The sequence below is a fragment of the Clostridium hydrogeniformans DSM 21757 genome, assembly GCF_000686705.1.
Lineage (GTDB): Bacteria > Bacillota > Clostridia > Clostridiales > Clostridiaceae > Clostridium_Z > Clostridium_Z hydrogeniformans.
On record NZ_JMLJ01000006.1, the window covers coordinates 281,609 to 307,664 of the forward strand.

Consider the following 26,056-nt stretch of genomic DNA (forward strand, 5'->3'; position numbering starts at 1 on the left):
ACCACCTATATTTTTTCTAAAGGTGATTCTACGGTATTAAGGATCTCTTCAATAATACCCTTAGCTCTATGTGATTCTCCTCCTAGGCTTGATTTAAGAATTATTCTATGGCTGAGTATTGATATAGCCATTGTCTTTACATCCTCTGGAATTACATAGTCTCTTCCATTTATAGCAGCATAGCCTTGTGCTCCCTTCATAAGAGCAAGACTTCCCCTAGGGGATGCTCCAAGATGTATATCTCTATGGCTTCTTGTTGATTCTATAATATTTAATATATATTCCTTTATACTATCCTTTACCTCAACATATATGTAATTTTCTTGAACATAGCTTATTTCCTCTTTACCAATGATACCTTCTAGTTTTTCTAAAGGATCATTTTGAATAAACCTATCTAATATAGCTTTTTCTTCTAAGAACTCAGGATATCCAAGAGATAACTTTAAGAAAAATCTATCTAGCTGTGCTTCTGGCAGAGGAAAGGTTCCATATTGTTCCACAGGATTTTCTGTAGCCATAACAAAAAAGGGCTTGGATAATTTTATTGTATTTCCCTCTACTGTAACTTGTCTTTCTTCCATAGCTTCCAAAAGAGCCGATTGAGTTCTTGGGGTAGCTCTATTAATTTCATCAGCCAAAACAAACTCACTTAATATAGGTCCCTTTTTAAATTGAAAATCTAACTCTTTTTGATTATAAAAATATATCCCTGTTAAATCTGATGGAAGTAAATCTGGAGTAAATTGTATTCTCTTGAATGAGCAATTTAAAGTAGCTGCAAATGCCTTAGCAAGCTTTGTTTTTCCTGTGCCAGGTACATCCTCAAGAAGGACATGTCCTGAAGCTATAAAAGCAACTATTATTTTATCTATTTTATCTTCTTTCCCTATTATTACTTTTCCTACATTATTATGAACCTTATTCTTAAACTCAATAAACTTTTCTATATTTAAATCTGCTTTTTTCATATAATCATAGCTATATTAAAATCAAATATAGCTTCCCCCTTTCACTTTAAAGAATATTAAAACTTTTCAGTATATATATTTTATCACCATTTTTATTAACCTTCCATGAAAACTTACCTTATTCTACAAATTAACCCTTTGTACTCTATATTTTATAATAATTATAGAATACTTTCATATAATCTATTTTAATATCTCGACTCTTAATTCATATAAAAATTCAACAATAGTTTACTTTACACAAAAAGACATAGATATAGTAAAAGATAAGGGTAAGTCCTATAGTTTAAATAATATAATAAATAATTACTTAAACTCATCTACCTTCTTTTACATATATTTATGTCTCTCTATTTCTATTTAACACCTATATAAAGTTATATAATTCTTAAATAGTTTTACAAATAATTATGCTAATCTAAAAGGGTTTTATGATAATTAAGTAAATTATCATAAAACCCCTTTATAAACAATAATAAGTAAGAAATTCTCTCTCTTATAACTCTATTTCCCTATAGAGACTTTGTAAGAAATCCATTTCCCTTCATTTCTGAAACATCCATTATGGACATAAGAACCTTATTATCAACTTTCTCTACAAGACTCTTAGTTCTTGCAAGTTCTCTTATGGATACTACACAATAAAGAACCTTTGTGTCTTCCCTTGTATAAGCTCCTTCTCCATAGAACATGGTAACTCCTCTTCCTATCTTAAGCATTATAGCTTCTGCAATTTCATCATGCTTATCACTTACAATAAACAATGCCTTTCTCTTATCAAAACCAACTATAACCTTATGGATTAGAACAGATTTTATATACATTAATAGTAATGTGTATAAAGCTAATCTTAAATCTCCTACTACAGCTCCTAAAAATACCACAATAACATTTATTATAAAATCTATTTTTGATATATCCATGCCACTAGAATTTTTAAGTATAAAAGCTATTATATCTGATCCACCTTGAGAAGCCCTATTTCTAAATACTAGTCCAACTCCAAATCCATATAATACTCCCCCAAATAAGGTAGATATAACTATATCATTTAATTGAATGTACTTACCTATATCCTTTGTTAAAATAAGAAATGTAGATAAAGCTATCATTCCTATAAAACTAAAGGTCACAAATTCCCTATCTGCTTTTTTAAATCCTAATATAAATATAGGTATATTTATAAGTAATACTAAGTATCCTGACTGCAATCCTGTAACATATTGAATTATAAGAGCTATCCCTGATACTCCTCCACTTAGCAGCTTATAAGGTACTGAAAATCCATTTATAGATACAGAACATATAAAACTACCTAAAAGTACAAAACAAACCCTAGTTAAATTCTCCTTATTAATATTCATATCCTTCTCCTTATACCCTTTAATATAATTTATTCTTAAGTTTTTAATGTATTTTCATTGTTTATAAATTTTATCGGGTTACTATGTCAGTTCTTAACTTATACATTCCTTAAAAACCTGATTTATCAATGAATAAATACCATATATAAGTTAATTTTATATTAAGGAACCCTATATAGATATCCAGAATCTAGCACTAACTTATTCTTTAAATTTTTCTTCAGTAAATCTATACATTATGGTGAAAACTTTTTTGAATATATACTTTTTATTGTTAAGTTGATTTATGATTTTTAATATTTACTTATATACTTTTATTAATATATAGATCTTTAAGTTTCTCTAAAGCTTTATATATTAAGTTATGTGTTTAAGTTATAATCTATACTTTTAAATTTTAAAACCATATGTACTATAAAAATAATGTAATATCTAAACCTTCTAAACATCTCATATCTTAAACTTTATAATAATTGCATAGTTTAAGTAATGCTTTTCTACACTATCTAAAGTAATGCCCTTCTCTAAATCAAGTTTTATTTTATTACTTCCTAATTTAAAGCATATTTTAATATCCAAGTAGGGATGGGAATATTACAGATACTACAGTTATTATTATTGCAGAAATTATTCCACCTAAGGCAGTGCAAATAAATGACTTCTTAAAATCAAGTCCTAGGAACGACGCTACTGCACTTCCAGTCCAAAGACCTGTAGTTGGAAGAGGAATAGCTACAAATAGTATAAGACCTATCTCCTTATACTTCTCTATCTTTCCAGTATTCTTTTGTATCTTATTTTCAATAAAATTATTAAGTGGTCTTAAAAAACTAATCTTTTTCATCCATTTAAAAATTACATTAAAAAGCAATAATATAAAAGGAACTGGAAGAAGGCTTCCTGCAAAACTTACTAGCATTGTATATATGGGATCCATATTATATTTTATTATCCCTAAAGGTATTGCAAGTCTTTGCTCCATTACTGGAATAGCTGATAATATAAAAACCATAAAAGTTGCGTTATTTAAGAGCGCTGAAATCATAATATTCTCTCCTTTATTTTACATAAATACTTAAATAATTATAATAATAATTCTATAGCCTTACAAGTGTATTTACATAATCTTTATAAAACAAGAGAAACTTCTAATATATCTACAGAAGAATTAGCTAACCTAATCTAGGGAATCCTAATAGGAGATTTATGAACAATCCACGGAAAATACTATTTAAATTAAAGAAATTATTATTAAATTCATTTTAAATTTATAGATATTTTTCTAAAAATTTATATGGAATTAATTTATTGTGTTTATTTTAACAAAACTTATTTTATACAGTTGATTTTGAAATAATAATTGTATATAATGAATCTTGTAATAATAATTATTAATTAAAATATATTATTAATAAAAATTCCATATTTAGTTAATAAAATTTTTTCTTTTGTAATTTAAATTTAATATGTTAAACAATTGCTGATAACGCTTGGAAAGTAAAATTTTATTTTAGTAGGAAGGGATGTTTTTATGAAATCATTAGAAGTAAAAAAAGATATTCATTGGGTAGGAGCCCTAGATCCAGACCTTAGAATTTTTGACATAATAATGTATACACCATATGGAACAACTTATAATTCTTATGTAGTTAAAGGTAGTGAAAAAGTTGCTATATTTGAAACTGTTAAAGAGCAGTTCTTTGAGCAATATCTAGAGAGACTAAATTCCTTAGACGTTGATGTTACTAAAATCGACTACATTATAGTAGATCATACAGAGCCTGACCATGCTGGTTCAGTAGCAAAGCTTTTAGATCTTTCTCCTAAGGCTAAAGTAATTGGATCCTTAGCTGCTATTAATTTTGTTAAAAAGATAGCTAATAAGGAATTTGAGTATATAACAGTTAATGATAATACTACTATAAGCCTAGGTAATAAGACTATGAAGTTTATATCAGCGCCTTTCCTTCATTGGCCTGATTCAATATACACTTATATCCCAGAGGATAAGGTCCTTATTACTTGTGACTCCTTCGGATCCCACTACTGCACTAATAATATCTTTAATGATGTAATTGAAAATAATGAGCATTACATGGAAGCTTTAAGATATTATTATGATTGTATATTTGGACCATTTAAGCCTTATGTTTTAAAGGCTATTGATAAGATAAAAGATTTAGACATAGATATAATCTGTCCTGGTCATGGCCCTGTTCTTAGAGACAATCCATGGAAGACTGTAGAGTTATACAAGGAATGGAGTACTCCTAAAGCTAAGGGTGAAAAGGCTAAGATAACTATTTCCTACGTTTCAGCTTATGGATATACAAAAACTATGGCTGATGAAATAATTAGAGGAATTAACTCTAAGGGCGATTATGACATAAAAATGTACGATATAATCCACCATGAAATGGGTGACGTAGTAAATGATATAACTGATTCTGATGGAGTATTATTTGGTTCTCCAACTATAAACTCTGATCTTCTTGAGCCAGTTAGAGAAGTTTTAACAAAGCTTAACCCTATAGTTCATGGAAATAAGGTTGCTGGAGCCTTTGGTTCTTATGGTTGGAGTGGTGAAGCTATTCCTAATATGGAAAATAGACTTAAGGAACTTAGAATGGATCTTCTACTTCCAAGCCTTAAGATAAACTTTAAACCATCTGAAACTGATTTAACTAAAGCCTATAAATTTGGTGAATCCTTTGCAGAAAAGATTAATGAAAAAAGAAAGCCTAAGATTAATAATGGTAAAAAAAATAAAACTAAACTTTGGAAATGTGTAATTTGCGGAGAAATATTTGAAGGAAATGAACCTCCTGAAATATGCCCTGCTTGTGGTGCTTCTTCTGATGAATTTGTTGAAGTAAAAAGTGATGATACAGGATTTACATCTTCTGAAAATGCAAACTTTGTTATATTAGGAAATGGAGCTGCTGGTCTTCAAGCTGCTACAGCTATAAGAAATAGAAATAAAAATGCTTCTATTACTATGATTTCTAAAGAAGATGTTTCTACTTATTATAGACCTCAACTTTCTGATTATCTTGGAAAAGAATTCGATAATAATGGATTCTTCTTAAACTCTAAAGAATGGTTTAAGGAAAATAATATAATTGAAAAGCTTGGAGTAACTGTAGATAAAATTGATAAAGATAATAACACACTAATTCTTAGTGATGGAAGTAAGATAGCTTATGATAAACTAATATTAGCTAACGGTAGCTATAACTTTATCCCAAATACTAAGGTTTCTGGGTTATCAGAAGAGCTTACATTAAACTCCCAAAACTACAATAAGGTTTCTGGAGTTTATACATTAAAGTATCTTGAAGATGCTAAAATTCTTAAATCTGCCTTAGATTCTACCAAAAAAGCCATAATCATTGGTGGTGGACTTCTAGGACTTGAAGCAGCAGCTGAAATTGAAAGCCAAGGTATTGAAACTACTGTTGTAGAATTCTCTAATAGACTTCTTCCAAGACAGCTTGATAATGAAGGCTCTAAGTTATTTAAATCCTTAACTAATGATTCTTCTATAAATATTCTTCTTGGAACCTGTGTGGAAGAAATTATAACAGAAAACAATAAAGTTAAAGCTGTTAAATTAAATAATGGAGAAACTCTTGAAGCTGACTTAGTTCTATTCTCTGTTGGTATAAGATCTAACATAGATCTTGCATTAAATTGTGGAATAGAATGTAACCGTGGAATAATTGTAAATGAAAAAATGGAGACAAATATTCCAAACATCTATGCTTGTGGTGATGTGGCTGAGCTGTCTGGAATAGTTTATGGTAACTGGCCTGCTGCCCTTGACATGGGTAAGGTTGCTGGAGGTAATGCTTCAGGAGATAATGTAGAGTTTAAAGGATTTGTATCCTCTGTAATATTTAATGGATTAAACACTGAAATATTCTCTGCTGGAACTATTGACTTTAATGATTCTTCTTATGATACTTTAGTTATAAATAGCTCTAAAACTTATAAGAAACTATTCTTTAAGGATAAGATAATAGTTGGTGGAATATTAATTGGAGATACTTCAAAGGCAGCTAAAATAATCATAGCTATGGAGAAACTAAGCACTATAGATGAAGTAATAAATAGCTGTATACTTTAATTTACAATTTAATTATATTTTAATACAAGAAAAAGACCTGAAATATTTAGTATATCAAATATTTTAGGTCTTTTTGTTATATTTATGCTATTTATATTTTAACAATTTGTGTATAATTAGTATGAACATCATTAAAAGGAGCGGACCTATGAATAAAGTAAAAGAAATTTTTAATAATACTAAGGTAAACTTAAGGTATGATATTATCTTTTGGTTTACTACCCTAATGATATTAATAAAACAAATTGTATTTTTTAAACTTTATGTTTCAGGATATAGTTGGCAAATGACTTTTCTATACTTTGGTAAGCGTACTGAATGGATAGTCTATCTATGCTATACTCTACTTCTTACTTCTATTGGGTATTTATTTTCTAAATCTAGAAGAATAATATCCCTTTTGGTGATTAACCTATTAACTTCTATTTATATAATCTGGAGTATAATGAAGTGTGTGGCAACGTCATCTTATTTTTCATTACCTATAGCTTATGATTACGTGCCTTGGGACATGATAAATACTATACTATCTAAATTTAATTTTAAATATCTAGTATTTATAGCTGATGTGGTTATAATAGCCTTGTTCTTAATTTTAACTAAAAATAGATATAAAAATTGTAAACGTAGTATATGTTCTTTTGTAATTATTGCTGCTTTATCCTCTTCTTATTTAGGCTATGCCCATTATAAACTTGATAAAAAGGAAAAGGGAGGATATTCTCAAAGTGTTTATGTAGACTCTTGGACAGATGGCGATAGACATTACGCATTAGGAGTAATAGGCCATGGTATAACTAAAATTTATAATTCTATAAAAACAAAGCCTATAGATTTATCTAATGAGCAAAATACAGATATATCTAATATGTATAAGAAGAAGGAGGAAAACTTTCATAAAAATTTTTATTTTGGTAAATTAAGGGGTAATAATATTATAATGCTACAGCTTGAATCCTTTGAAACCTTAGTTTTGAATCAAAAAGTTAATGGAGTGGAAATAACCCCTAACTTAAATAAACTTCTTAAAAACAGCATATACTTTGACAATATATATCCTAATAATAATTTTGGAGTAAGTTCTGACTGTGATTTTATGATACATACTGGATTATATCCTAATAGAACTGGACAAACATTCTTTGATCATCCTAACAATAGGTATCCTAATTCTTTACCATTTTTATTAAAAGAAAATGGTTATTCTACTGCTGCCTATCATTCAGATAAAGGTTATATGTGGAATATGTACGAAAACTTACCTAAGTTTGGATTTGATGAAGTAAGCCAATCTGGAGATTACACTAAGGAAGAACCTTTTAACTTTGGAGTTGTAGACCATGAATTTTTACCTCAGGTTGCAGATAAAGTTTCTAAGATGCCTAAACCATTTTATGCTTTATCTGTTACAGTTTCTGGTCACTCTCCTTTTAGATTAAATGAGAAATACAAGGAACTTAATCTACCTGATAATCTTAAAGATAATATAATTGGAGACTTCTTTCAAGTTTCAAGATATACAGATACAGCCATCGGAAACTTTATAAAAAAATTAGAAGATTTAAACCTTCTTGATAATACCACAATACTTATTTATGGAGACCATGGTGGTATACACAGATATCATAATGATGATTTAAAAAAGATAGAAAGCCCTAAAGATTGGTGGTTCTCTGATGAGAAGATTCCTCTAATTGTGTATAATAAAAATATCAGTGGTGAGGTTAACCATACCTATGGTGGACAAATAGACTTTTATCCTACGCTAACCTACTTACTAGGCATAGAAAATGAAAAATACACTAAATTTAATATGGGAAAAAATCTTTTTAACACTAAAAATAATTATGTAAATGTAAATGGAAAACTCTATGGAGAATTTAATGAAGAAATCAATGCCTCTGAGAAAAAGGTTCTTGATTTAAATGAGCTAATTCTTCGTAGTAATTATATAAATAAAAATTTTGTAAGGTGATAATATGTTTTATAGAAAAAATTGGATATTAAATGATTCCATTGTAAGATTTATATACAACCCTTTTATAAACTTAAAAATAGTATTTTTTAATAAAAGGTTAATACATTCTTCTATCATGTCTTCTGTAGATGACCTTAACATAAGTCTAAATGATGAAGATTATATGTTAAATATTGATACAACTGAAAATAAGGTACTTACATCTTTATATAATAATAAAAAGGAGTTAATTCCTTCTATAGATAATTGCAAGACTCCTTGGTGGTTTATACTTTGTGTCTTTGTTAATCTTCTCGTTCCTATCTTCACTTATGAAGTAGCAAGTTCATGGATACTACTTTCTGTCACATTGTTGTTTCAAAGACATATTGTGAAAAAAGGAGACTTAAAAACAAAATATAAGATTATAATATGTATAATAAGCTCTTTAGCTTTTGCCTTATTCTTTAAAGGAAGATATTTTATTCTAAAATAGTCTTATCTAACGTATAAATTAAAGTTTTAAACTAGGAAACTTATGTAGCTTTTCTAGTTTAAAACTTATTTTATATCTCGATAAAAATATATTTAATTCTGACACTTCAATATAATCTAGGTATACTAAAAGCCACTATGAAAATTTATATTTTTAAAACTTTTCATAATGGCTTTATTTTTTATATTTTTAACAGTTAAATTATTTAAGCAATACTGTTTTCAAAGGAGGTAGATTCTTCTGGGAATATAATAAAATTACATAATACATAAGTTATGATTGTAGGTAAAACCCATCCAAATCCAAGATCTGATAGTGGTATAATAGTATTTATATTAAATGGTTTAAATACCTCTAGTATTGCAAACAACATTGAAATATATACTGAGCATTTAACAACCTTGTTATTTCTAACAAATCTACTTCCTAAAGTTAACGCTATTAATGTTATACAAATTGGATATAATATTGATAAAATTGGTGCTGCAAAAGTTACTATTTTATCAACTCCTAGTATGCCTATAAAAACACTAATTATAGATATAACAAACACATTTACCTTATAAGGTAATTTCCCCTTTGATAGTCCCTCAAAGTAGGTTGATGCTGAGCTTATAAGTGTCATAGAGGTAGTTAAACATGCAAGCCCTATTGCTATAGCTATAATTGCCGTTCCATATCCACCAAGAAGCCTATTTGATATATTTAGTAGAAGCTCTGTTTTAGATATTTCTGGGCTAAAAACCCCACTTGCTGTATGTCCTACATAAACTAATCCTCCATAAACAATAGCAAGTCCTACAATTGCAACCATACCTGATTTTATGGTTATTTTGGATATATCTTTTCCTTTATATCCTTTACCAACTACAGCTCCTATTATAATAGATGAGAATATAAGTGCCGCTAACACATCCATAGTTTGGTATCCCTCAATTAATGATGTAAAAAAAACTGAATTAATTGAAGATGGGGTAGTTTCCCCTATAGGAGTTATAACTCCTTTTATTATTAAAGTAATTAGAGATATAAGAAGTACTGGTGTTAAAAATTTTCCTATGGTATCTACTATCTTTGATGGCTTCAAAATTAAAGCTATATTAATTCCAAAGAATATTATCATACCAACTAGAGGAGACATAGAAGGTATAAAGGGACTAAAAGCTAATTCATAGGTGGTAGCTGCAGTTCTAGGTATAGCAACAAGAGGTCCTATAGCTATTATTAGGGAACTTGTACATATTACAGCAAATACCTTTCCTACCCTTGAACTCATCTTCTCAAAGCTTCCCTTACACTTAGTACCAGCTAATATTCCAAGGAAAGGTATTCCCACTCCTGTAAGTATAAACCCTATAGCTGAAAACATAGACTCTGACCCTGATACTAAACCAAGGTAAGTAGGAAATATAAGATTTCCTGCACCAAAAAACATGGCAAAAAGAGCAAACCCAATAACAACACAATTCTTTAGTTCTTTACTCATAGATACATCCCCTTTTTTCAAAATATAATACCCAAACATTTTTCTGACAATTCCGTCAATACTATATATCTAATATTAACATGACCCTTTTAATAAATCAATAAAAAATATAAGGTAATTCTATGTAACTATCAATGAATTTCTGTTACAATTAGAAACTTTGTTAATTTAATATCATTATTATGTATAGTATTCACAATAAAATACAATTTAATTTTTACTTTTTAATAATTTATGAATATTTTTCAAAAACTTGGATATAATCAAAGATGCATTCTGTGTAATATGATCTGGAGGGTGTTAAATGAATAAGATATTATTAGTTGGAAGACTAGTAAATGATCCCGAACTTAAAATTATAAGCGATGAAAAAGTTATGGCTAGGTTTATATTAGCTGTAGAACGAAACTATAAAGAAGCTAACGGTGATAGAAAGGCTGATTTTATTCCAGTAGCTGTATGGGGAAAAAGAGCCCATGTGATTAAGGAATATCTTTCAAAAGGAAACTTATTAACTATAAGTGGGAGACTAAGGACATCTACATATATGGACGAGGCTGGAATAAAAAAATATAAGTATGAAGTGATAGCAGAAGATTTTAAGCTTTCAGATTTTACTCCTAAAAAAGAAGCTTAAATTTCATGAAAACATTTTCACTTTATTTACAAAGATAAAAGCTGATGCTTGTTAATAAGTTATCAGTTTTTCTTTATATTTAATATGATATTTAGTTAATATTATTACTTGATTTTTTTAAATTTAATTAAGTTTTCCTGTGAATTTTTATTAGAATCTTACTTTAATAGTACTTCACTTTTAATATTTTAAGATTATTTTTCATAAAAATATTAGGTTATTTTAAATTTTCAACAAAATAGAAGGGATTATATTCTCTAAGATATAATCCCTTCTATTTATATAAATTTATTTTATTACCTATATAGTAGTATATAATATGAAACAAATCAGAGCATTGAAGATTTAAAATCATAATTGGATTATAAGAAATTCAACACTTAGTGAAGCCTATTATTGAATTTCCATAAGATAAAACTAAAATGGCTGATTAATCCCTGCTGTTTTTCTTTCATCTTATTTTAGTTTCTGTTTTATGTCTTCATAATTCCCTTTTAAATCTTTTAAAATATCTTTGTTTTCTATTGAATGTGGTTTTAAAATAGTATTTTGTATAGCATTAATAGATTTATAGTTATTGCTGTTTTCTATAATATATAGCCCTTGTCCTCCACCTACAGGAACATAACAATCTGGATTATCAACACCTTTTTTTAAGAATATCAATAACTTCTCTCCATTTTTAATAATAGTATCAGTGTTAGAATCTTGAAGTATTTTTAACTCTTTTGAATCTATATCTCCCTTAATTACTTCATTAACTTTTACAGTTATTATATCAACTTGAATTCCTTTATAATCTCGTTTTTCTTGTTTATCGGTTACCTCTATTTCAGCTATTACTTCACTAGAATCCTTTAATTCTTTTAAACTTTTTATTTTCACAATAGAAGCATGTACACTAGATTTTTCTATTTCATCTGTATTAGGTGGTGATGATATTTTTGTATTTTTATATATTATAAATCCAACTGAACATGATAAAATCAATGCAAAGAATAATGACAAAGCTATCTTCTTATTCACAACTTACAACTCCTTTAATTAAACAAATTGGTTATATCTTCTATATCTATTTATAAATAAATTATTTTTATAATCTGTAACTTATCCATTAAAAATATCATTGACTTGTCTTGCTTTATCCAGATGGATAAATAACATATATAAGTTAATTTTATATTGAGGAACCCTAAAAGATTCAGAAAAATGAAATACAAATTTTTTTTGTAAATATTCTATATTTTTTTCCTCACATATGTAAATATATTATCGTTTAATCCAATATATGTAGATAGTGTTTTAACATTCATATTATAGTTTCATAATATATAAGATTTGTATTAAAAAAGATGCTCCTAATTCCTCCTCTTTTTTATACCTTAAACTCCATCTACTAGTTCGCTCTAATAACCTAATAGTATTTATTTTTTAACCTCATTTCTCCTAATCATGATTTTAAGTTTTACTCTTCACACTCTATTTTGAACCTTTGTAATATATCTATTTTCTTAAAACTTTGTCATTATCTTAGTAACAGTTCTTCTTTATGATCTAGCATGCTTAGTTTCTTTAAACTAAAAAATATAAGGGATTATATCCTCTAAGATATAATCCCTTATATTTATTTATATAAACTTATTTCATTACTTATATATTACTTGTTATAACCATTTGGATGAGTAGAATGCCACTTCCAAGCACTTCCTATTATTGTCTCTAAAGAATTAAACTTAGGCTTCCAATTTAATTCCTTAATAGCCTTATCTGATGATGCTATTAAAACACTTGGATCTCCTGGTCTTCTTTCTGATATCTCAGCCTTTATATCCTCTTCAGTAACTTTTCTAGCTACCTCCACTACTTCCTTAACTGAGAATCCTTTTCCATTCCCTAAATTATATATTCTACTCTCTTCCCCTCTCATTAGCCTTTCAACAGCTAAAAGATGAGCAGAAGCAAGGTCAGATACATGTATATAATCTCTTATGCATGTTCCATCCTCTGTATTATAATCATCTCCATATATCATTATTTTTTCTCTTTTATTAAGAGGTACTTGAAGAATTAAAGGAATTAAGTGAGTTTCTGTATTATGTGCTTCTCCTATATTACCACTTTCATGAGCACCAGCTGCATTAAAATATCTTAAAGCAGTGTACTTTATTCCATAAGCACTATCACACCATTTTAATATTTTTTCAACACAAAGCTTAGATTCCCCATAGGCATTAGTTGGGAATGTCTTATCATCCTCAATAATTGGAATATTTTCTGGCTCACCATAGGTTGCAGCAGTTGAAGAAAATACTATATATTTAACTCCATGGTCCTTCATAGCTTCTAATAAAGATATAGTTCCGGATATATTATTATTAAAATACTTTAAAGGATCACTCATACTTTCTCCTACTAGAGAGTATGCAGCAAAGTCAATAACAGCCTCTATATTATTTTCAGTAAAAGTCTTATTCAGTATAGCTTTATCTCTTAAGTCTCCTTCATAGACCTTTCCCCCAACAATAGCTTCTCTATGTCCAGTACAGAAATTGTCTAAGGTTACAACTTCTTTTCCTTGCTCTAATAGATGAGCTACCATGTGGCTTCCTATGTATCCTGCTCCCCCACATACTAAAATAGCCATTTATACCACTCCTTATATCAATTTATTTTTTATTAAATCCTCTACCTTCTTTAAATCTTCCAGAGAGTCTATTTCATAAGAATCTCTGTCCTCTATCTTATGTATATAAACCTCTAATCCCTTTATATTGTTCTTAACAATATCATCCCAGTATAAATTAGAAAAGTCATCTTCTTCTATAGATTTTTCTAATTTCTCCCTTATTATTATACCATCTTTTTTGCTCCAATAGGAAACCCCACAAAGGATATATCCCTCATCATCTCCTACTTCTATATCATATACTCTATTCTTTTCATCATATCTTATTATCCATTCACCTTTAAAATCCTTTTTAAAAGCAGAAAAATATGTAGATTTATTTATATCATTCTTTAAGAAATTCCTATGTAAATAAACATCTGCATCTATTACATAGGTATCACTTAAGTATTCCCTAACTAAATACATTGTATATATATTATTGAAAACATTATATTTAGAATTATGTACAAGTTCAACTCCGTATTTATCCTTTAAATAATGAAATTTCTCCTCTAAATACCCAGTAAGAACTATTATCTCATCTATTCCTATTTCCTTTAAATATTCTATTTGTTTCTCTATCATTGGCTTTCCATTTACCTTCACTAAGGACTTTGGTGTTTCTAAAGTCAATGGTCTAAGCCTTGTTCCCATTCCCGCTGCTAACAATATAGCTCTCATGTTATCTCTCCTTAAATCTATTATTCTTAAATTATATCATATAGGGTACGGTTAACAACTTTAATGCTTATTTTAAACTTTAATTTAGGGACGGTTAACAACTTTACTTCCCTTTTTAGAATTCACTTAGGGACGGTTAACAACTTTTTATACCTTTTACATAATGTATTGTACCAAAAGTTGTTAACCGTCCCCATTTATTCATTTACTCTTGAACTTTTAGATTAAGCATTGTTTTTGGATTTCCTGCCACAAGAATTGTTCCAGATAATATTATTAAGCTTCCAAGAACAAATTGAAATGTTACAGGCTGCTTTAAAAATACTATTTGTATAAGAATTGCCCACATGGCATAGGTTATGTTTAAAGCTGTGCTCCTAGCTGCTCCTATTATATTTATAGCTGAATAATAAAATAAGTATGATGTAGTACCTACTAAAGCTGTAATAGCTAAATATAAAATTGATATGTTAGAAAAAACACTTAGAGTAACATCATGTCCACCTATTAATGGAAGTATTATAACTCCATAAAATATAGCTGATGTTATCTGTCTTATATTTAAAGCCTGTTCTGCCGTAACATCATCCTTCATTCCATAGGCACAGATTACACTTTCAAGTCCCCATCCAAGTACTGTACCTAATGCGCAAATAAGTCCTATTAAAAAGCCTGCCTTCATAGATATATTTCCTGCTGATGTATATCCTATTACAATTACTCCTATGACACTTAAAGTTATACCCATCCATACTCTCTTTTCTAGTTTCTCTTTTAGAAATAAGAAAGCAAAGAAAGCTCCCGCCGCTGGATAAATAGAAGTTATGCTGGCAGCATATGCTGGTCCAAGGTATTTAACACTTAAGGTATAACAAGTCATTCCAACTGGACCCCCAAGTAATGCTCCCAAAACTATAAAAAGTCCACTTCTAGTTCTTAAGGCCTTTAATACATTACTAAAATCCCCTCTTATTATTTGAAATAAAGTCATCCAAATTGCTGAGAATGCGTCATGTAAAAATGTACTAACAAAGGGAGCGAAAATAATAGCTTTTTCAGTATCTATAAATGGTGACTTTGCTAATATAATTCCAAGTAAAACTGTATCTATTCCCCAGGTAATACCTGAAACTAAAGCTGAAGATATCCCTACCCTTGCATCCTTAATATTTGAACCCCTCATAATAACCCTCCTTAAGATTGTACTCTCCTATATACTATATATAGCTCTCTCTAAAACTTATCGTCTATTTCATATCCTCTAAGAGATTTAGGTTCTTCTTTGCCCTATTATATCTATCTATACCATAGGTTCCAAAGTCATCTCCCTTAGCCTCCTTCAAGTTTGTCCATATACTCCATAGAAAATCTTGAAATATCTTGTGAATTAATATTCTTTTTCTTATTTCATCATTAGGAGTCTCTCCTAAATAAATGCTTAAAAATAACTCCTCATCGTCTTCTGAAAAATTACATTCAATGGAATGGGCTGCTAAATCCCACATAGGGTCATTCATTCCACTATACTCCCAATCTATTAAATACATTCTCCCTTCTCCACTCTTAACAAAGTTCTCAGGAACAGTATCATTATGACATGGTAATTCTTCTACATTTAAATTATTTAATACTTCTTTAAGATCCACTACCTTCTTTCTTACTTCATTATAATCACTAAAGTTTTTTCCATTTGCATTTATTAATAGCCCTTCATAAAGCTCTATCTTTCCTATAATATCAAAGGAGTTGTTTAGCTTTAACTTAGAATTATGAAGTGTTCTTAAAAGTTCTGTAGTCATCCTCATATTCTTTTCTTTTTTAGCAGAGGTTCCTGTTAATGTTTCTGCATCTTTTATAAATTCACTTATCTTTATACCTGTAGTCTCATCAAAATAAAGAATTTTAGTATCAAGGTTAAGCTTACATCCAACCTCTGAATTTCTTTTTTCATCCCTTCTGCTTATCATTTCCTCAGTACCAGCCCCTGGAACCCTAAGTATATATGCCTTATCCTTTATGTTTACCTTATAATTTTTATTGGTCATTCCTCCTGCGGGGATTATATGCCCTATGCTTTCTTCATTTATCTTTAAAGCATCTACTATATAAGACCTAAGTCCTAGAGTTCTTATTTCTAATTCTTTTCTTTTAAGCCTTGGGAAAACATGATTTATCATATTAGTATAATGGTCTTTGTTATCAATTTCTCCCCATACTAAATCATCTATTTTTATATATCCTATATTATAGTATCTTCCAATGTCCAAAAGACAGTATTCATAATTTACATATGGATTTTCATTATACATTTCATATTCACTTAAAATCTTATTAAAACCATCATAGGATAACTTAGTTATCCCTATCATTTCCCCATTAATTTTGTTAAAAGTATGCTTGTCCTTAGATATCTTATATAAAAATCCATTTCTTATCTCTACAAAAGCTTCATCCCCTGATCCACTTTCATTGGTTATAAGTACACAATCTCTATTTAAATTATCTATTAGCTCCTTTATAGCTCTCTCCTCAAAAACTAAATCATTTTCTATAAGTATAAAATCTCCTTCTATGTATTCCTTAGCTAGTGCTAAAGACTCCATCGTACCTGTCCACTTATACTTTTTATTTCTTACAATCTTTAATCCCTTTTCCCTAGCTAAAGCTTCATATGACTCATATTCATAGCCTGCAACTATAATAACATCTTCTATACCATTATCCCTTAGAATATTTAACATTCTATCTATAACTCTCTCATCTTTAAGTTCTAAAAATCCAGCTGGAACTCCAAACTCTTTTCTTTCACCAGCCCCTAATATAACTGCTTGTTTTACATTTCCTAGTGTATTTTCATTAAGCTTTATTCTTATATCATCATATTCTTTTAAGTTTTCTTCTATTAACTTTATCCCCTTATGAGTAACATTATAAGTAAATCCTCTACCACTTTTTACAGTAACTATATACTCATCCTTAAGAAGAGTTTTTAATACCCCATTAACCTTTCCTAAAGATATATTAAGCTTTTTGGATATGTCCCTTTGACTAAGATTTCTATTTAAATTTAATAACTGTAGTATTCTTAAAATTTTCTCCATACTCTTCCTCCATAAACTTCAAGCTTTTAATGTAGTTCATTATTTGAACTACATTAAATTAAAAAAATTTATTCCTTAAATTAATCTATTATTCTTTTAATCCTAAAAATAAAAATTGTACATCTTTAAATTCGTTCATTATATGAACTATGTAATATATTATACTTAATCAATTTTTAATGGTCAAGAAATATAATTAAATATTTCTTAAATCTATATTTAAAAATCATTTTAGGGATTATAATAGAATTAATGTTTAAATTTTTTAGGAGGTTCTTGTATTTATGGATACTAATGGTTTTCAAAGATTGTTTTTATTTAATATAAAAGATAAAATAGTAATAAAAATTCCTCCTCTTGGTGGGATTATAGGAAGATTTGGAGACATTGAGCCTTCATATTTCGAGAAAAATTCCTATGTAAGCAGAAAGCATGCTAAATTGACCTATATGAGAGGTGGTTATCTCATAGAGGATCTAGGAAGTGCTAATGGTACAAAAGTAAATGGTCTAAAGCTTTATAAAAATACTAGTGTTCATATTAGAGGTGGAGATATTATTACCTTAGCAAATATGGATTTTGAAGTTAAATATAGTTTTAAATAGATAAACATATTATGTTGACTAAAGAACTGGTTAACATAATATGTTTATTTTTTATCCATTAATATGTATATATTGACTTTTACATACATTTATGGTTTTATATACTTAGTATTAATTTTACATTTATTTATTTTTATTTACAATATAGGAAATAATTCTATAAATTTATTTCTAAAAATATTATCAATAAGGGGGATTTTTGGTGAAAAAATTTAAAAGTATTTTATGTCTTTCAATCGTTATGTTTATTTTAAGCACATTTGATATTGTTGCAAATGCCATACCTGCATCAACTTCTAGAACAGATGCTGTAGTAAATAAAACTTATGAGCAAATAGGTAAACCTTATGTTTGGGGTGGTAAAGGACCAAACTCTTTTGACTGTTCTGGATTAGTCCAATATGTTTATCAAAATGCTATTGGTGTATATTTAGAAGGATATACTCATTCTCTAAAATATAGTGGACAACCTATAACAAATCAAAATGATTTAAGACCCGGAGACTTAATATTTCCATATAGTGATTTTGAACATGTTGCAATATATGTTGGTAATGGTCAAATCATTCATGCACCAAGAACTGGTGAAAATGTAAAGAAAGTTCCTATATATGCTTTTTATACAGCTAGAAGAATTGAAGGATTTATCCAAAATAACGGTTCCTGGAAATACTTAGAAAACTCAAAATACAAGACTGGTTGGATAAAAGAATATGGGGATTGGTACTACTTCCACGATAATGGCTCTATGGCTACAGGATGGACTAAGCTAAATTGGGCTGGTGAAGATAGATGGTATTATTTCAATGGTGATGGAATGGTTTCTGGATGGGCTAAGATAAACTGGGCTGGCGAAGATAGATGGTACTATTTCAATGGTAATGGAATGGTTTCTGGGTTGCAATATTTAGAATGGAATGGAACTAAAAACTGGTACTACTTCAATGGTAATGGATTATATTATGGATGGATATACTTAGAAAAAGATGGACAATCTAATTGGTACTATTTTGATGGTAATGGAATGGCAAAAAATCGTACAATAGATGGTCACTATGTAAATAATGATGGTATTAGAGTTTCTTAAAAAATTTATATAGTAAGGGAATTGTAGCCTTCAGATTTTAATAAAATTATTTGTATTATAAAGGAAACTTCTAACTTGATTAGAAGTTTCCTTTAATTATACAGAAATGCATTAACAATCCTATTATAATAATCTTATATTTAGACCGAGTTTATATTAACTTTAAAAATCTTAATAAATACATTCTCATATTTAACTATAAACATACAATGACTCATCTCTAATTCTAAATAACAATATCTTAACTGAAAATCTCAATTTGGATATTTTTTATAAAGTTATATGTATATTTAATTATAAATTATAAAATACTAAATATTTATTATCTTATAATTAATCCGTATAACATATAAATTTTTATGCTATCTTAAACTCTTCTTTATTTTCAGTTCTTTTTCACCTTAAAATCCGATACATTTATTCAAAAGTTTAATTTACAGCATAAAATAATTAAAAATATAGAGCATATATTATTAAAATTTTGTAAATACCTTGAATTAAATCATTTATTACCCTGTTTAAACATTGTTACTGTTGTCAAATTATGATAGTATATATTATGAAATTACTGTTAATTAAATATTTACAAAGGGGTGAACTATTTATTGCTCAAAGGAAGTAAATTTTTAAATTTATTTATTGCGGCTTCATTTTCAGTAACTATTTTGTTGCCACCTTCAATATCTACCAGCGCTAGTACAGGGACTATTGTTAATCAGGTTCCTTTAAGTGCTACAGCTCGTCCTACTTCGTCTTTTGTATCATTAACCTCTGAAAAATCTTCTTTAATGGCTAATGATACTACAGTGATTACAGCTAAGGCTACTGGTAAGAGTCCTGAATATAGATTCTGGATTTGTGATGAAGGTAACTGGTATATTGTTCAGGATTTTTCTCCTAAGAACACCTACAAATTTAAACCTACTAAACAAGGTAAGTTTAAGTTTTGGATAGATGTTAGAGAGGATAAAAATACTGATGTTGCTAGAGATGATTATAAAGAAGTGGAAGTTAATGTTACACGTGCTTCTGCCGTATTTAACTCATTAACTGCATCTAAGCCTTCTGTAGGAGTTAATGACACATCTGTTATAACTGCTAAGGCTACTGGTAAAAGTCCTGAATACAGATTCTGGATTCTTGATAATGGTAACTGGTACATTGTTCAAGACTTCTCTCCAAATGGTACTTATAACTTTAAACCTACTAAAGAAGGTAAGTTTAAGTTTTGGATAGATGTTAGAGAGGACAAGAATACTGACCTTGCTAGAGATGCTTATAAAGAAGTTGAAGTTAATGTTACACGTGCTTCTGCCGTATTTAACTCATTAACTGCATCTAAGCCTTCTGTGGGAGTAGGTGACACTTCTGTTATAACTGCTAAGGCTACCGGTAATAGTCCTGAATATAGATTCTGGATTTGTGATGAAGGTAACTGGTACATTGTTCAAGACTTCTCTCCAAATGGTACTTATAACTTTAAACCTACTAAACAAGGTAAGTTTAAGTTTTGGATAGACGTTAGAGAGGACAAGAATACTGACCTTGCTAGAGATGCTTATAAAGAAGTGGAGGTTAATGCTACACGTGCTTCTGCCGTATTTGACTCATTAACTGCATCTAAGCCTTCTGTAGGGGTTAATGACACTTCTGTTATAACTGCTAAGGCTACTGGTAAAAGTCCTGAATATAGATTCTGGATTCTTGATAATGGTAACTGGTCTATCGTTCAAGATTTCTCTCCAAAGAGTACTTATGACTTTAAACCTACTAAACAAGGTAAGTTTAAGTTTTGGATAGATGTTAGAGAGGACAAAAATACTGACCTTGCTAGAGATGCTTATAAAGAAGTTGAAGTTAATGTTACACGTGCTTCTGCTGTATTTAACTCATTAACTGCATCTAAGCCTTCTGTAGGAGTGAATGACACTTCTGTTATAACTGCTAAGGCTACTGGTAAAAATCCTGAATATAGATTCTGGATTTGTGATGAAGGTAACTGGTATATTGTTCAAGACTTCTCTCCAAATGGTACTTATAACTTTAAACCTACTAAAAAAGGTAACTTTAAGTTCTGGGTAGATGTTAGAGAGGACAAGAATACTGACCTTGCTAGAGATGATTACAAAGAAGTTTCTGTAACTGTACTTCCTCGTAGCACCTCAACCTTCCTATCATTAACACCATCAAAATCATCTATGGAGGTTAATGAAACTGTAGCAATTACTGCTAAGTCCACTGGTAAAAGTCCTGAATATAGGTTCTGGATTTGTGAAAATGATGAGTGGTACATTGTTCAAGACTTCTCTCCAAATGGTGTTTATAACTTTAAACCTACTAAAGAAGGCAACTTTAAATTCTGGGTAGATGTTAGAGAAGATAAAAACACTGATGTTGCTAGAGATGATTATAAGGAAGTTCAAATTCAAGTGGGAAATAACGCTTTCTTTTTCAAAGAAATTAAGACAAGCCTTCCTTCTCCTCAAAAAGTAGGAACTAAAGTTAATGTTAAACCTGTAGCTCAAGGGGTTAATCTTGAATATAAGTTTTCTCTATATGATGGAAACAGCTGGACTGTTCTTAGAGATTTTTCAAAGATAGACAATATAGATATTAACTTATCTAAATATGCAACATATAGAATTAGAGTAGATGTTAAGCCTTTTGGTGGAAATTCCACCTCTAAAGAAATATCCTTCTCTACAATATTAAATGTTGCAGAACCTAATGTTATAGAGAATTCATTTAGCTGGAATGGTGAGTTTGAAAATAGAGAAGCAACCAAATACTTAGTATATCATCATACAGAAAGTTCAAAGGATTCTGCTGAAAACATACATGCTTATCATCAATCTAAGGGTTGGGTTGGAATAGGATATCATTTCTTTGTTAAGAAGGATGGTACTATCTACCGTGGAAGACCTGAAAATGTTATAGGCGCTCATGCAATAGGTTTTAACCATGAATCTATAGGTATTGCAGCAGAAGGCAGATATGAAATTGAGTATATGCCAATTGCTCAAAGACTTGCTTTAATAAGACTTGGTGAATACTTAAAAGAAAAATACGATATTAAAGGAATTTACGGTCATGGAGAAGTTTCTTCTACAGACTGTCCTGGTAAAAATTATCCTCTTTTAGAGATAAAAAATGCCGTAATGAAATAAAAAGATAAGCTATGGATTAAAGTTCCATAGCTTATCTTTTTAATATATAGTTATCTGTAAATTAAATATATATTAAGTTTACACTTCTAAAATATTAAATTCAAAATCTTTTCCTATTTCCTTATTTCTTAACTGCTAATTTAACGTGGCTTTTAACTAATAATCCTATAGATCTAACAGAAATAGGGCTATTTTATGTCCCTTATCTCTACCTAATAACTTCTTAATATAATTTAACTTCGTTCTTATCTTTTTTCCTCAATTATTGATTTCCACCTAAAAGCTATGTTTTCCACAAAATATTCTCTACTATTAATTAATGAATTTTTAGCCATAGATATTCTTAAATCTTTATCATTCATAAGTTTATCCATTGCCTCTGCCAAATCCTTAGTATTATTTTGAGGAACTATAATTCCATCATTTCCATCCTTTATTATTTCCCTCGGACCTGTTCTTATATCAAAACTTAAAGCTGGAATTCCACATGCCTTACTTTCTATTAGTACCATAGGAAAAGCTTCACTTTGAGAGGTTAAAACAGTAAAAGCAGCCTTATCATATTTACTTTTTACATCATTACAAAGTCCTGAAAATATTACCTTATATTCTAAGTTAAGACTCTTAGTAAGCTCTATTAATCCTTCTTTTTCTGGTCCATCTCCAACTATTTCTAACTTCCAATCTGGATTCTTCTCATGTATAAGGCTAAAGGCCTCTATGGTGTAATTAACTGACTTTTCGGCACTAAGCCTTCCAAGACTAAGTATAGTCTTACTACTACTATCATAACTTCCCTCCCCATTAAAAGGTAAGGGGTTAGGTATAACCTGAGTATTCCTGCAGAACTTCTTATATATTTTCTCATCTCTCTCTGTAAGTAAAACAACTATATCAAGTCTTCTATAAAATATTCTTTCCATAGCTCTAAAGAAAAGACTATCAAAGTAATACTGTCCGTGCTGGCAAGCTATTACCCTTGGTTTTATTTTATTTTTTAATATGGAAAAATAAACATTAGTCTTAGTATACATACTGAATAACACATCTAGATCTATTTCATTAAAAATCTTCTTAAATTTTTTAAGTCCTGTTATATGTTTTTTTATAAAATTACCCTCATACTCATGATTAATATATATTACTTCTACATTATTATGTAACTGAAATCTTATTCCATCATTCTTAGGCTTAATTAATGATATAATTTTAACCTCATATTTATATTCAGTGGCAAAATAGTTTGCTAGCTTACACACAACCCTTTCTATGCCACCTATTTCTGTCATATCTTCTACTAAAAATCCTACCTTCATATTTATCTCCTAGATTTTAAATTTTCATTGTAATTAATTTCTTAAAATAAAGTCATCTATACTTTATAATACTATAACTCTCATTACTCTTTATCTTCTAAAAGCTTTAACTTTATTAATTATAGTTACATAACTACTTCCTAGACCATAGCTTATATTATATAATCTTAATCTCATCCTACTATTAGAATTAGCTTTAGAAATAAATTCCTTGTAAAACTTGTTATTATAAACTTCTTCATCCTTATAATTATTCCATATATTATATAAGGTTTTATGTGCCTCTCCTAATATATTAGATGTAACTACATTAAAATAATATAGATGTAAAAATCTCATAAGCTTATATTTGTCTTTAAGGGTATCATATTTATTATTCTCTAAGATAACACCCTCAACAAGGGTAACTGCCTTTTCTACATCCAATATTTTTGTGGATGCTGTCTTAGTTACACTTGTGCTTCTTTGAAGATAATAATAAAGATTTTTATTAAGCTTTCCTACTCTTTTAGCATAAATAGATAGCATCATAGTAGTAGCCATATCTTCTCCAAAAGCAATATCTTCTGGACACTGTATATTATAACTTTCAAATAAATCTCTTCTTATGAGCTTACTCCAAAGTGCCACACTTACTTTGCTTTCCATAGCCAAGCCTAAATATTCTTCTCCACTTATATTACCAAAATCCATATCATTACTATTAATTAACACTCCATTTTCATATGCTAATATAAAATCATAGGCTACCATGTCTAAGTCATCTTCTTTTGCCTTATTATATAACAATTTAAGAGCATCTATATGAAGCCAATCATCTCCATCTAGGAATAGTATATATTCACCTCTCGCTTCCTTAATTCCTGTATTTCTAGCTTTGCTTACTCCCTGATTTTTCTTATCTATTACTCTCACTCTATCACACTTACTAGCTATATTATTAATAATATCTAAGGTAGAATCTTTAGATCCATCATTTATAACTAGTATTTCTATTTCCTGAAGACTCTGATTTATAGCTGAATTTAATGATTTCTCTATATAATTTTGTAAGTTATAAGCTGGAATTATAACACTTACCTTTATCATAACTTTCCTCCTATGGTTTTATAGTTTAAAGCCTTACCCTTCTATCTATATTAGAATTTTAATAAGATAACTTAACCCTATGATTAGTTAAACTATCTTATTAAAACTACCTCTCTTCAAGTTAAATTATCTGCAGTTTAATCTATTTAAATTATAAATTTTAACAATTATATAAAATAAGTTTTTAGTAAAAAAGTATATGAAATATAGTAAATTAACTCTAAAATTAATTAGGGTAATCTATATAGACTACCCTAATTATACACTATATTGCGTTATTCTTCTCAATCTTTATAGATATTTTAGAACTATGGGATGGGTTTCTCTCTTCTTCCCTTGGAAGTTCTGTCCAATCTCCATATAACCTACATAGGATTTTTTCATACTCATTTGGTACGGGAACTTTAATATGTTCAAAATCATAATACTTTAAAGGAAATACATCCTTTTTATGTAAATTTATACTCCATGGAACTTCTATTCCATAATTAATTTCATCATGGGAGTAGTCCCTCTTCCTATTTGCTAACTTATAAGATTTTTTTATAAACTTTCTATAAGGAATTATGTTATACAAAACTCCTATAGCTTTAAGTAGTGAAACTATAATATTTCTTGGTAAATTAAATATATAAGGCTTTTTAAATTTAAATTTAGTAAATGCTTTAAGCTTCATTATCCCATTTATTGAAAACTTAAATACCTTATCCTTTTTGCTTAAAGTATCATATGGAAAAATATCTATAAAAATCCCACTATGCTCCTTAACACCATTGTCAAAGTTTATCTTGCTATTATTATCCCTTATTTTTGCCCATGGTGCTTCTGCATATTTATCACTTAGGGGAGTTTGACAAAAATATTCATCCTTTAATTCCTTAGAGACTACATCTAAAAACTTTACATAATCTTCCCTAAGCATTCCTATATCTAAGTCATCATCCCAGGGTATAAATCCTCTATGTCTTATTGATCCTAATAAGGTTCCTGAATCAACCCAATATGATATCTTATGTTTTTTGCAAATCCTATCTACTTCCTCTAGGATATATAACATCCTAAATTGAGCTTCTCTTAATTCGCAGCTTCTATAACTCATAATTAATCCACCTTAACTTAATTTCTTTAAAACTCCCCCCCTAATAACTATTGCACCCCAAAATAAAATTTGTAATACTCCTGAAGTCCTTCCCCCTAACTCCAAAAGCATAGCCACGCTACTTAGTTACCCTTTAAATATTCCATGACACTATACCCCTAATACCTCTATCCTGTAAACTTTATTAATAAAAGTTCTAATGT

19 protein-coding genes are annotated in these 26,056 nt (G+C 28.9%); 7 read left to right on the top strand and 12 right to left on the bottom strand.

The genetic code is table 11. The features are described 5' to 3' along the window. Positions 1 to 5 precede the first annotated feature (5 nt). The 3 genes from BR69_RS0103895 to BR69_RS0103905 form a co-directional block, all read right to left on the bottom strand. Positions 6 to 971 carry an AAA family ATPase gene (locus tag BR69_RS0103895; RefSeq protein WP_051623470.1) on the bottom strand — a complete coding sequence of 322 codons (966 nt, stop codon included), beginning with the start codon at positions 969 to 971 and terminating at the stop codon, positions 6 to 8. Between the two features lie 512 nt (positions 972 to 1,483). After that, on the bottom strand, positions 1,484 to 2,335 hold the full coding sequence (locus tag BR69_RS0103900; protein WP_027632026.1) for a YitT family protein: 852 nt from the start codon (positions 2,333 to 2,335) through the stop codon (positions 1,484 to 1,486). 568 nt (positions 2,336 to 2,903) lie between these two features. Then, complete coding sequence (locus tag BR69_RS0103905) at positions 2,904 to 3,380, bottom strand: COG2426 family protein (RefSeq protein WP_242840648.1); 477 nt, start codon at positions 3,378 to 3,380, stop codon at positions 2,904 to 2,906. A 486-nt stretch (positions 3,381 to 3,866) separates the two neighbouring features. Here BR69_RS0103905 and BR69_RS0103910 point away from each other — a divergent pair, with 486 nt between their 5' ends. The 3 genes from BR69_RS0103910 (at position 3,867) to BR69_RS0103920 (ending at position 8,917) form a co-directional block, all read left to right on the top strand. Next, positions 3,867 to 6,464: an FprA family A-type flavoprotein gene (locus tag BR69_RS0103910; protein ID WP_027632028.1), complete on the top strand. Its 2,598-nt coding sequence runs from the start codon at positions 3,867 to 3,869 to the stop codon at positions 6,462 to 6,464. A gap of 148 nt (positions 6,465 to 6,612) precedes the next feature. Beyond that, positions 6,613 to 8,439: an LTA synthase family protein gene (locus BR69_RS0103915; RefSeq protein ID WP_027632029.1), complete on the top strand. Its 1,827-nt coding sequence runs from the start codon at positions 6,613 to 6,615 to the stop codon at positions 8,437 to 8,439. A gap of 4 nt (positions 8,440 to 8,443) precedes the next feature. Beyond that, a complete protein-coding gene (locus tag BR69_RS0103920) occupies positions 8,444 to 8,917 on the top strand; it encodes a hypothetical protein (protein WP_027632030.1) in 474 nt (157 codons plus the stop codon). Between the two features lie 205 nt (positions 8,918 to 9,122). On the opposite strand, the gene brnQ is transcribed toward BR69_RS0103920, so the two are convergent. Next, positions 9,123 to 10,403, bottom strand: coding sequence for a branched-chain amino acid transport system II carrier protein (gene brnQ / locus BR69_RS0103925; protein WP_027632031.1), 1,281 nt, complete (start codon positions 10,401 to 10,403; stop codon positions 9,123 to 9,125). Between the two features lie 304 nt (positions 10,404 to 10,707). On the opposite strand from brnQ, the gene BR69_RS0103930 reads away from it, so the two are divergent. Beyond that, the gene (locus BR69_RS0103930) at positions 10,708 to 11,040 is read left to right on the top strand and encodes a single-stranded DNA-binding protein (RefSeq protein ID WP_027632032.1); all 333 of its coding nucleotides are present in this window, start codon (positions 10,708 to 10,710) and stop codon (positions 11,038 to 11,040) included. Positions 11,041 to 11,496: 456 nt separating this feature from the next. Here the strand turns inward: BR69_RS0103930 and BR69_RS0103935 are convergent, their stop codons facing one another. The 5 genes from BR69_RS0103935 to BR69_RS0103955 form a co-directional block, all read right to left on the bottom strand. Beyond that, a complete protein-coding gene (locus tag BR69_RS0103935) occupies positions 11,497 to 12,066 on the bottom strand; it encodes a hypothetical protein (protein ID WP_027632033.1) in 570 nt (189 codons plus the stop codon). A 631-nt stretch (positions 12,067 to 12,697) separates the two neighbouring features. After that, on the bottom strand, positions 12,698 to 13,684 hold the full coding sequence (galE, locus tag BR69_RS0103940; RefSeq protein ID WP_027632034.1) for a UDP-glucose 4-epimerase GalE: 987 nt from the start codon (positions 13,682 to 13,684) through the stop codon (positions 12,698 to 12,700). A 12-nt stretch (positions 13,685 to 13,696) separates the two neighbouring features. Next, entirely contained in the window at positions 13,697 to 14,389 is a 693-nt protein-coding gene (locus BR69_RS0103945; protein ID WP_027632035.1) for a CTP--phosphocholine cytidylyltransferase, read from the bottom strand. Positions 14,390 to 14,594: 205 nt separating this feature from the next. Then, a complete protein-coding gene (locus BR69_RS0103950; protein ID WP_027632036.1) occupies positions 14,595 to 15,572 on the bottom strand; it encodes a DMT family transporter in 978 nt (325 codons plus the stop codon). A 64-nt stretch (positions 15,573 to 15,636) separates the two neighbouring features. Beyond that, positions 15,637 to 17,490 carry an NTP transferase domain-containing protein gene (locus BR69_RS0103955; RefSeq protein ID WP_027632037.1) on the bottom strand — a complete coding sequence of 618 codons (1,854 nt, stop codon included), beginning with the start codon at positions 17,488 to 17,490 and terminating at the stop codon, positions 15,637 to 15,639. Between the two features lie 284 nt (positions 17,491 to 17,774). Between BR69_RS0103955 and BR69_RS19815 the strand changes: the two genes are divergently transcribed. From BR69_RS19815 to BR69_RS22110, 3 genes are all read left to right on the top strand, one after another. Then, positions 17,775 to 18,095 carry an FHA domain-containing protein gene (locus BR69_RS19815; RefSeq protein ID WP_051623471.1) on the top strand — a complete coding sequence of 107 codons (321 nt, stop codon included), beginning with the start codon at positions 17,775 to 17,777 and terminating at the stop codon, positions 18,093 to 18,095. 202 nt (positions 18,096 to 18,297) lie between these two features. Next, positions 18,298 to 19,182 (top strand): C40 family peptidase, encoded by an 885-nt coding sequence (locus BR69_RS21030; RefSeq protein WP_051623472.1) that lies wholly within the window; start codon positions 18,298 to 18,300, stop codon positions 19,180 to 19,182. A gap of 605 nt (positions 19,183 to 19,787) precedes the next feature. Further along, entirely contained in the window at positions 19,788 to 22,349 is a 2,562-nt protein-coding gene (locus tag BR69_RS22110) for an N-acetylmuramoyl-L-alanine amidase (protein ID WP_051623473.1), read from the top strand. 245 nt (positions 22,350 to 22,594) lie between these two features. Here BR69_RS22110 and BR69_RS0103975 read toward each other — a convergent pair whose 3' ends face one another. The 3 genes from BR69_RS0103975 to BR69_RS19825 all read right to left on the bottom strand — a co-directional run bounded on the left by BR69_RS0103975 (position 22,595) and on the right by BR69_RS19825 (position 25,853). Next, entirely contained in the window at positions 22,595 to 23,665 is a 1,071-nt protein-coding gene (locus BR69_RS0103975) for a glycosyltransferase family 4 protein (protein ID WP_027632039.1), read from the bottom strand. 90 nt (positions 23,666 to 23,755) lie between these two features. Continuing rightward, positions 23,756 to 24,754 (bottom strand): glycosyltransferase family 2 protein, encoded by a 999-nt coding sequence (locus tag BR69_RS0103980; protein ID WP_027632040.1) that lies wholly within the window; start codon positions 24,752 to 24,754, stop codon positions 23,756 to 23,758. 265 nt (positions 24,755 to 25,019) lie between these two features. Beyond that, positions 25,020 to 25,853, bottom strand: a complete 834-nt coding sequence (locus tag BR69_RS19825) for a LicD family protein (protein ID WP_051623474.1) — start codon at positions 25,851 to 25,853, stop codon at positions 25,020 to 25,022. Positions 25,854 to 26,056 lie beyond the last annotated feature (203 nt).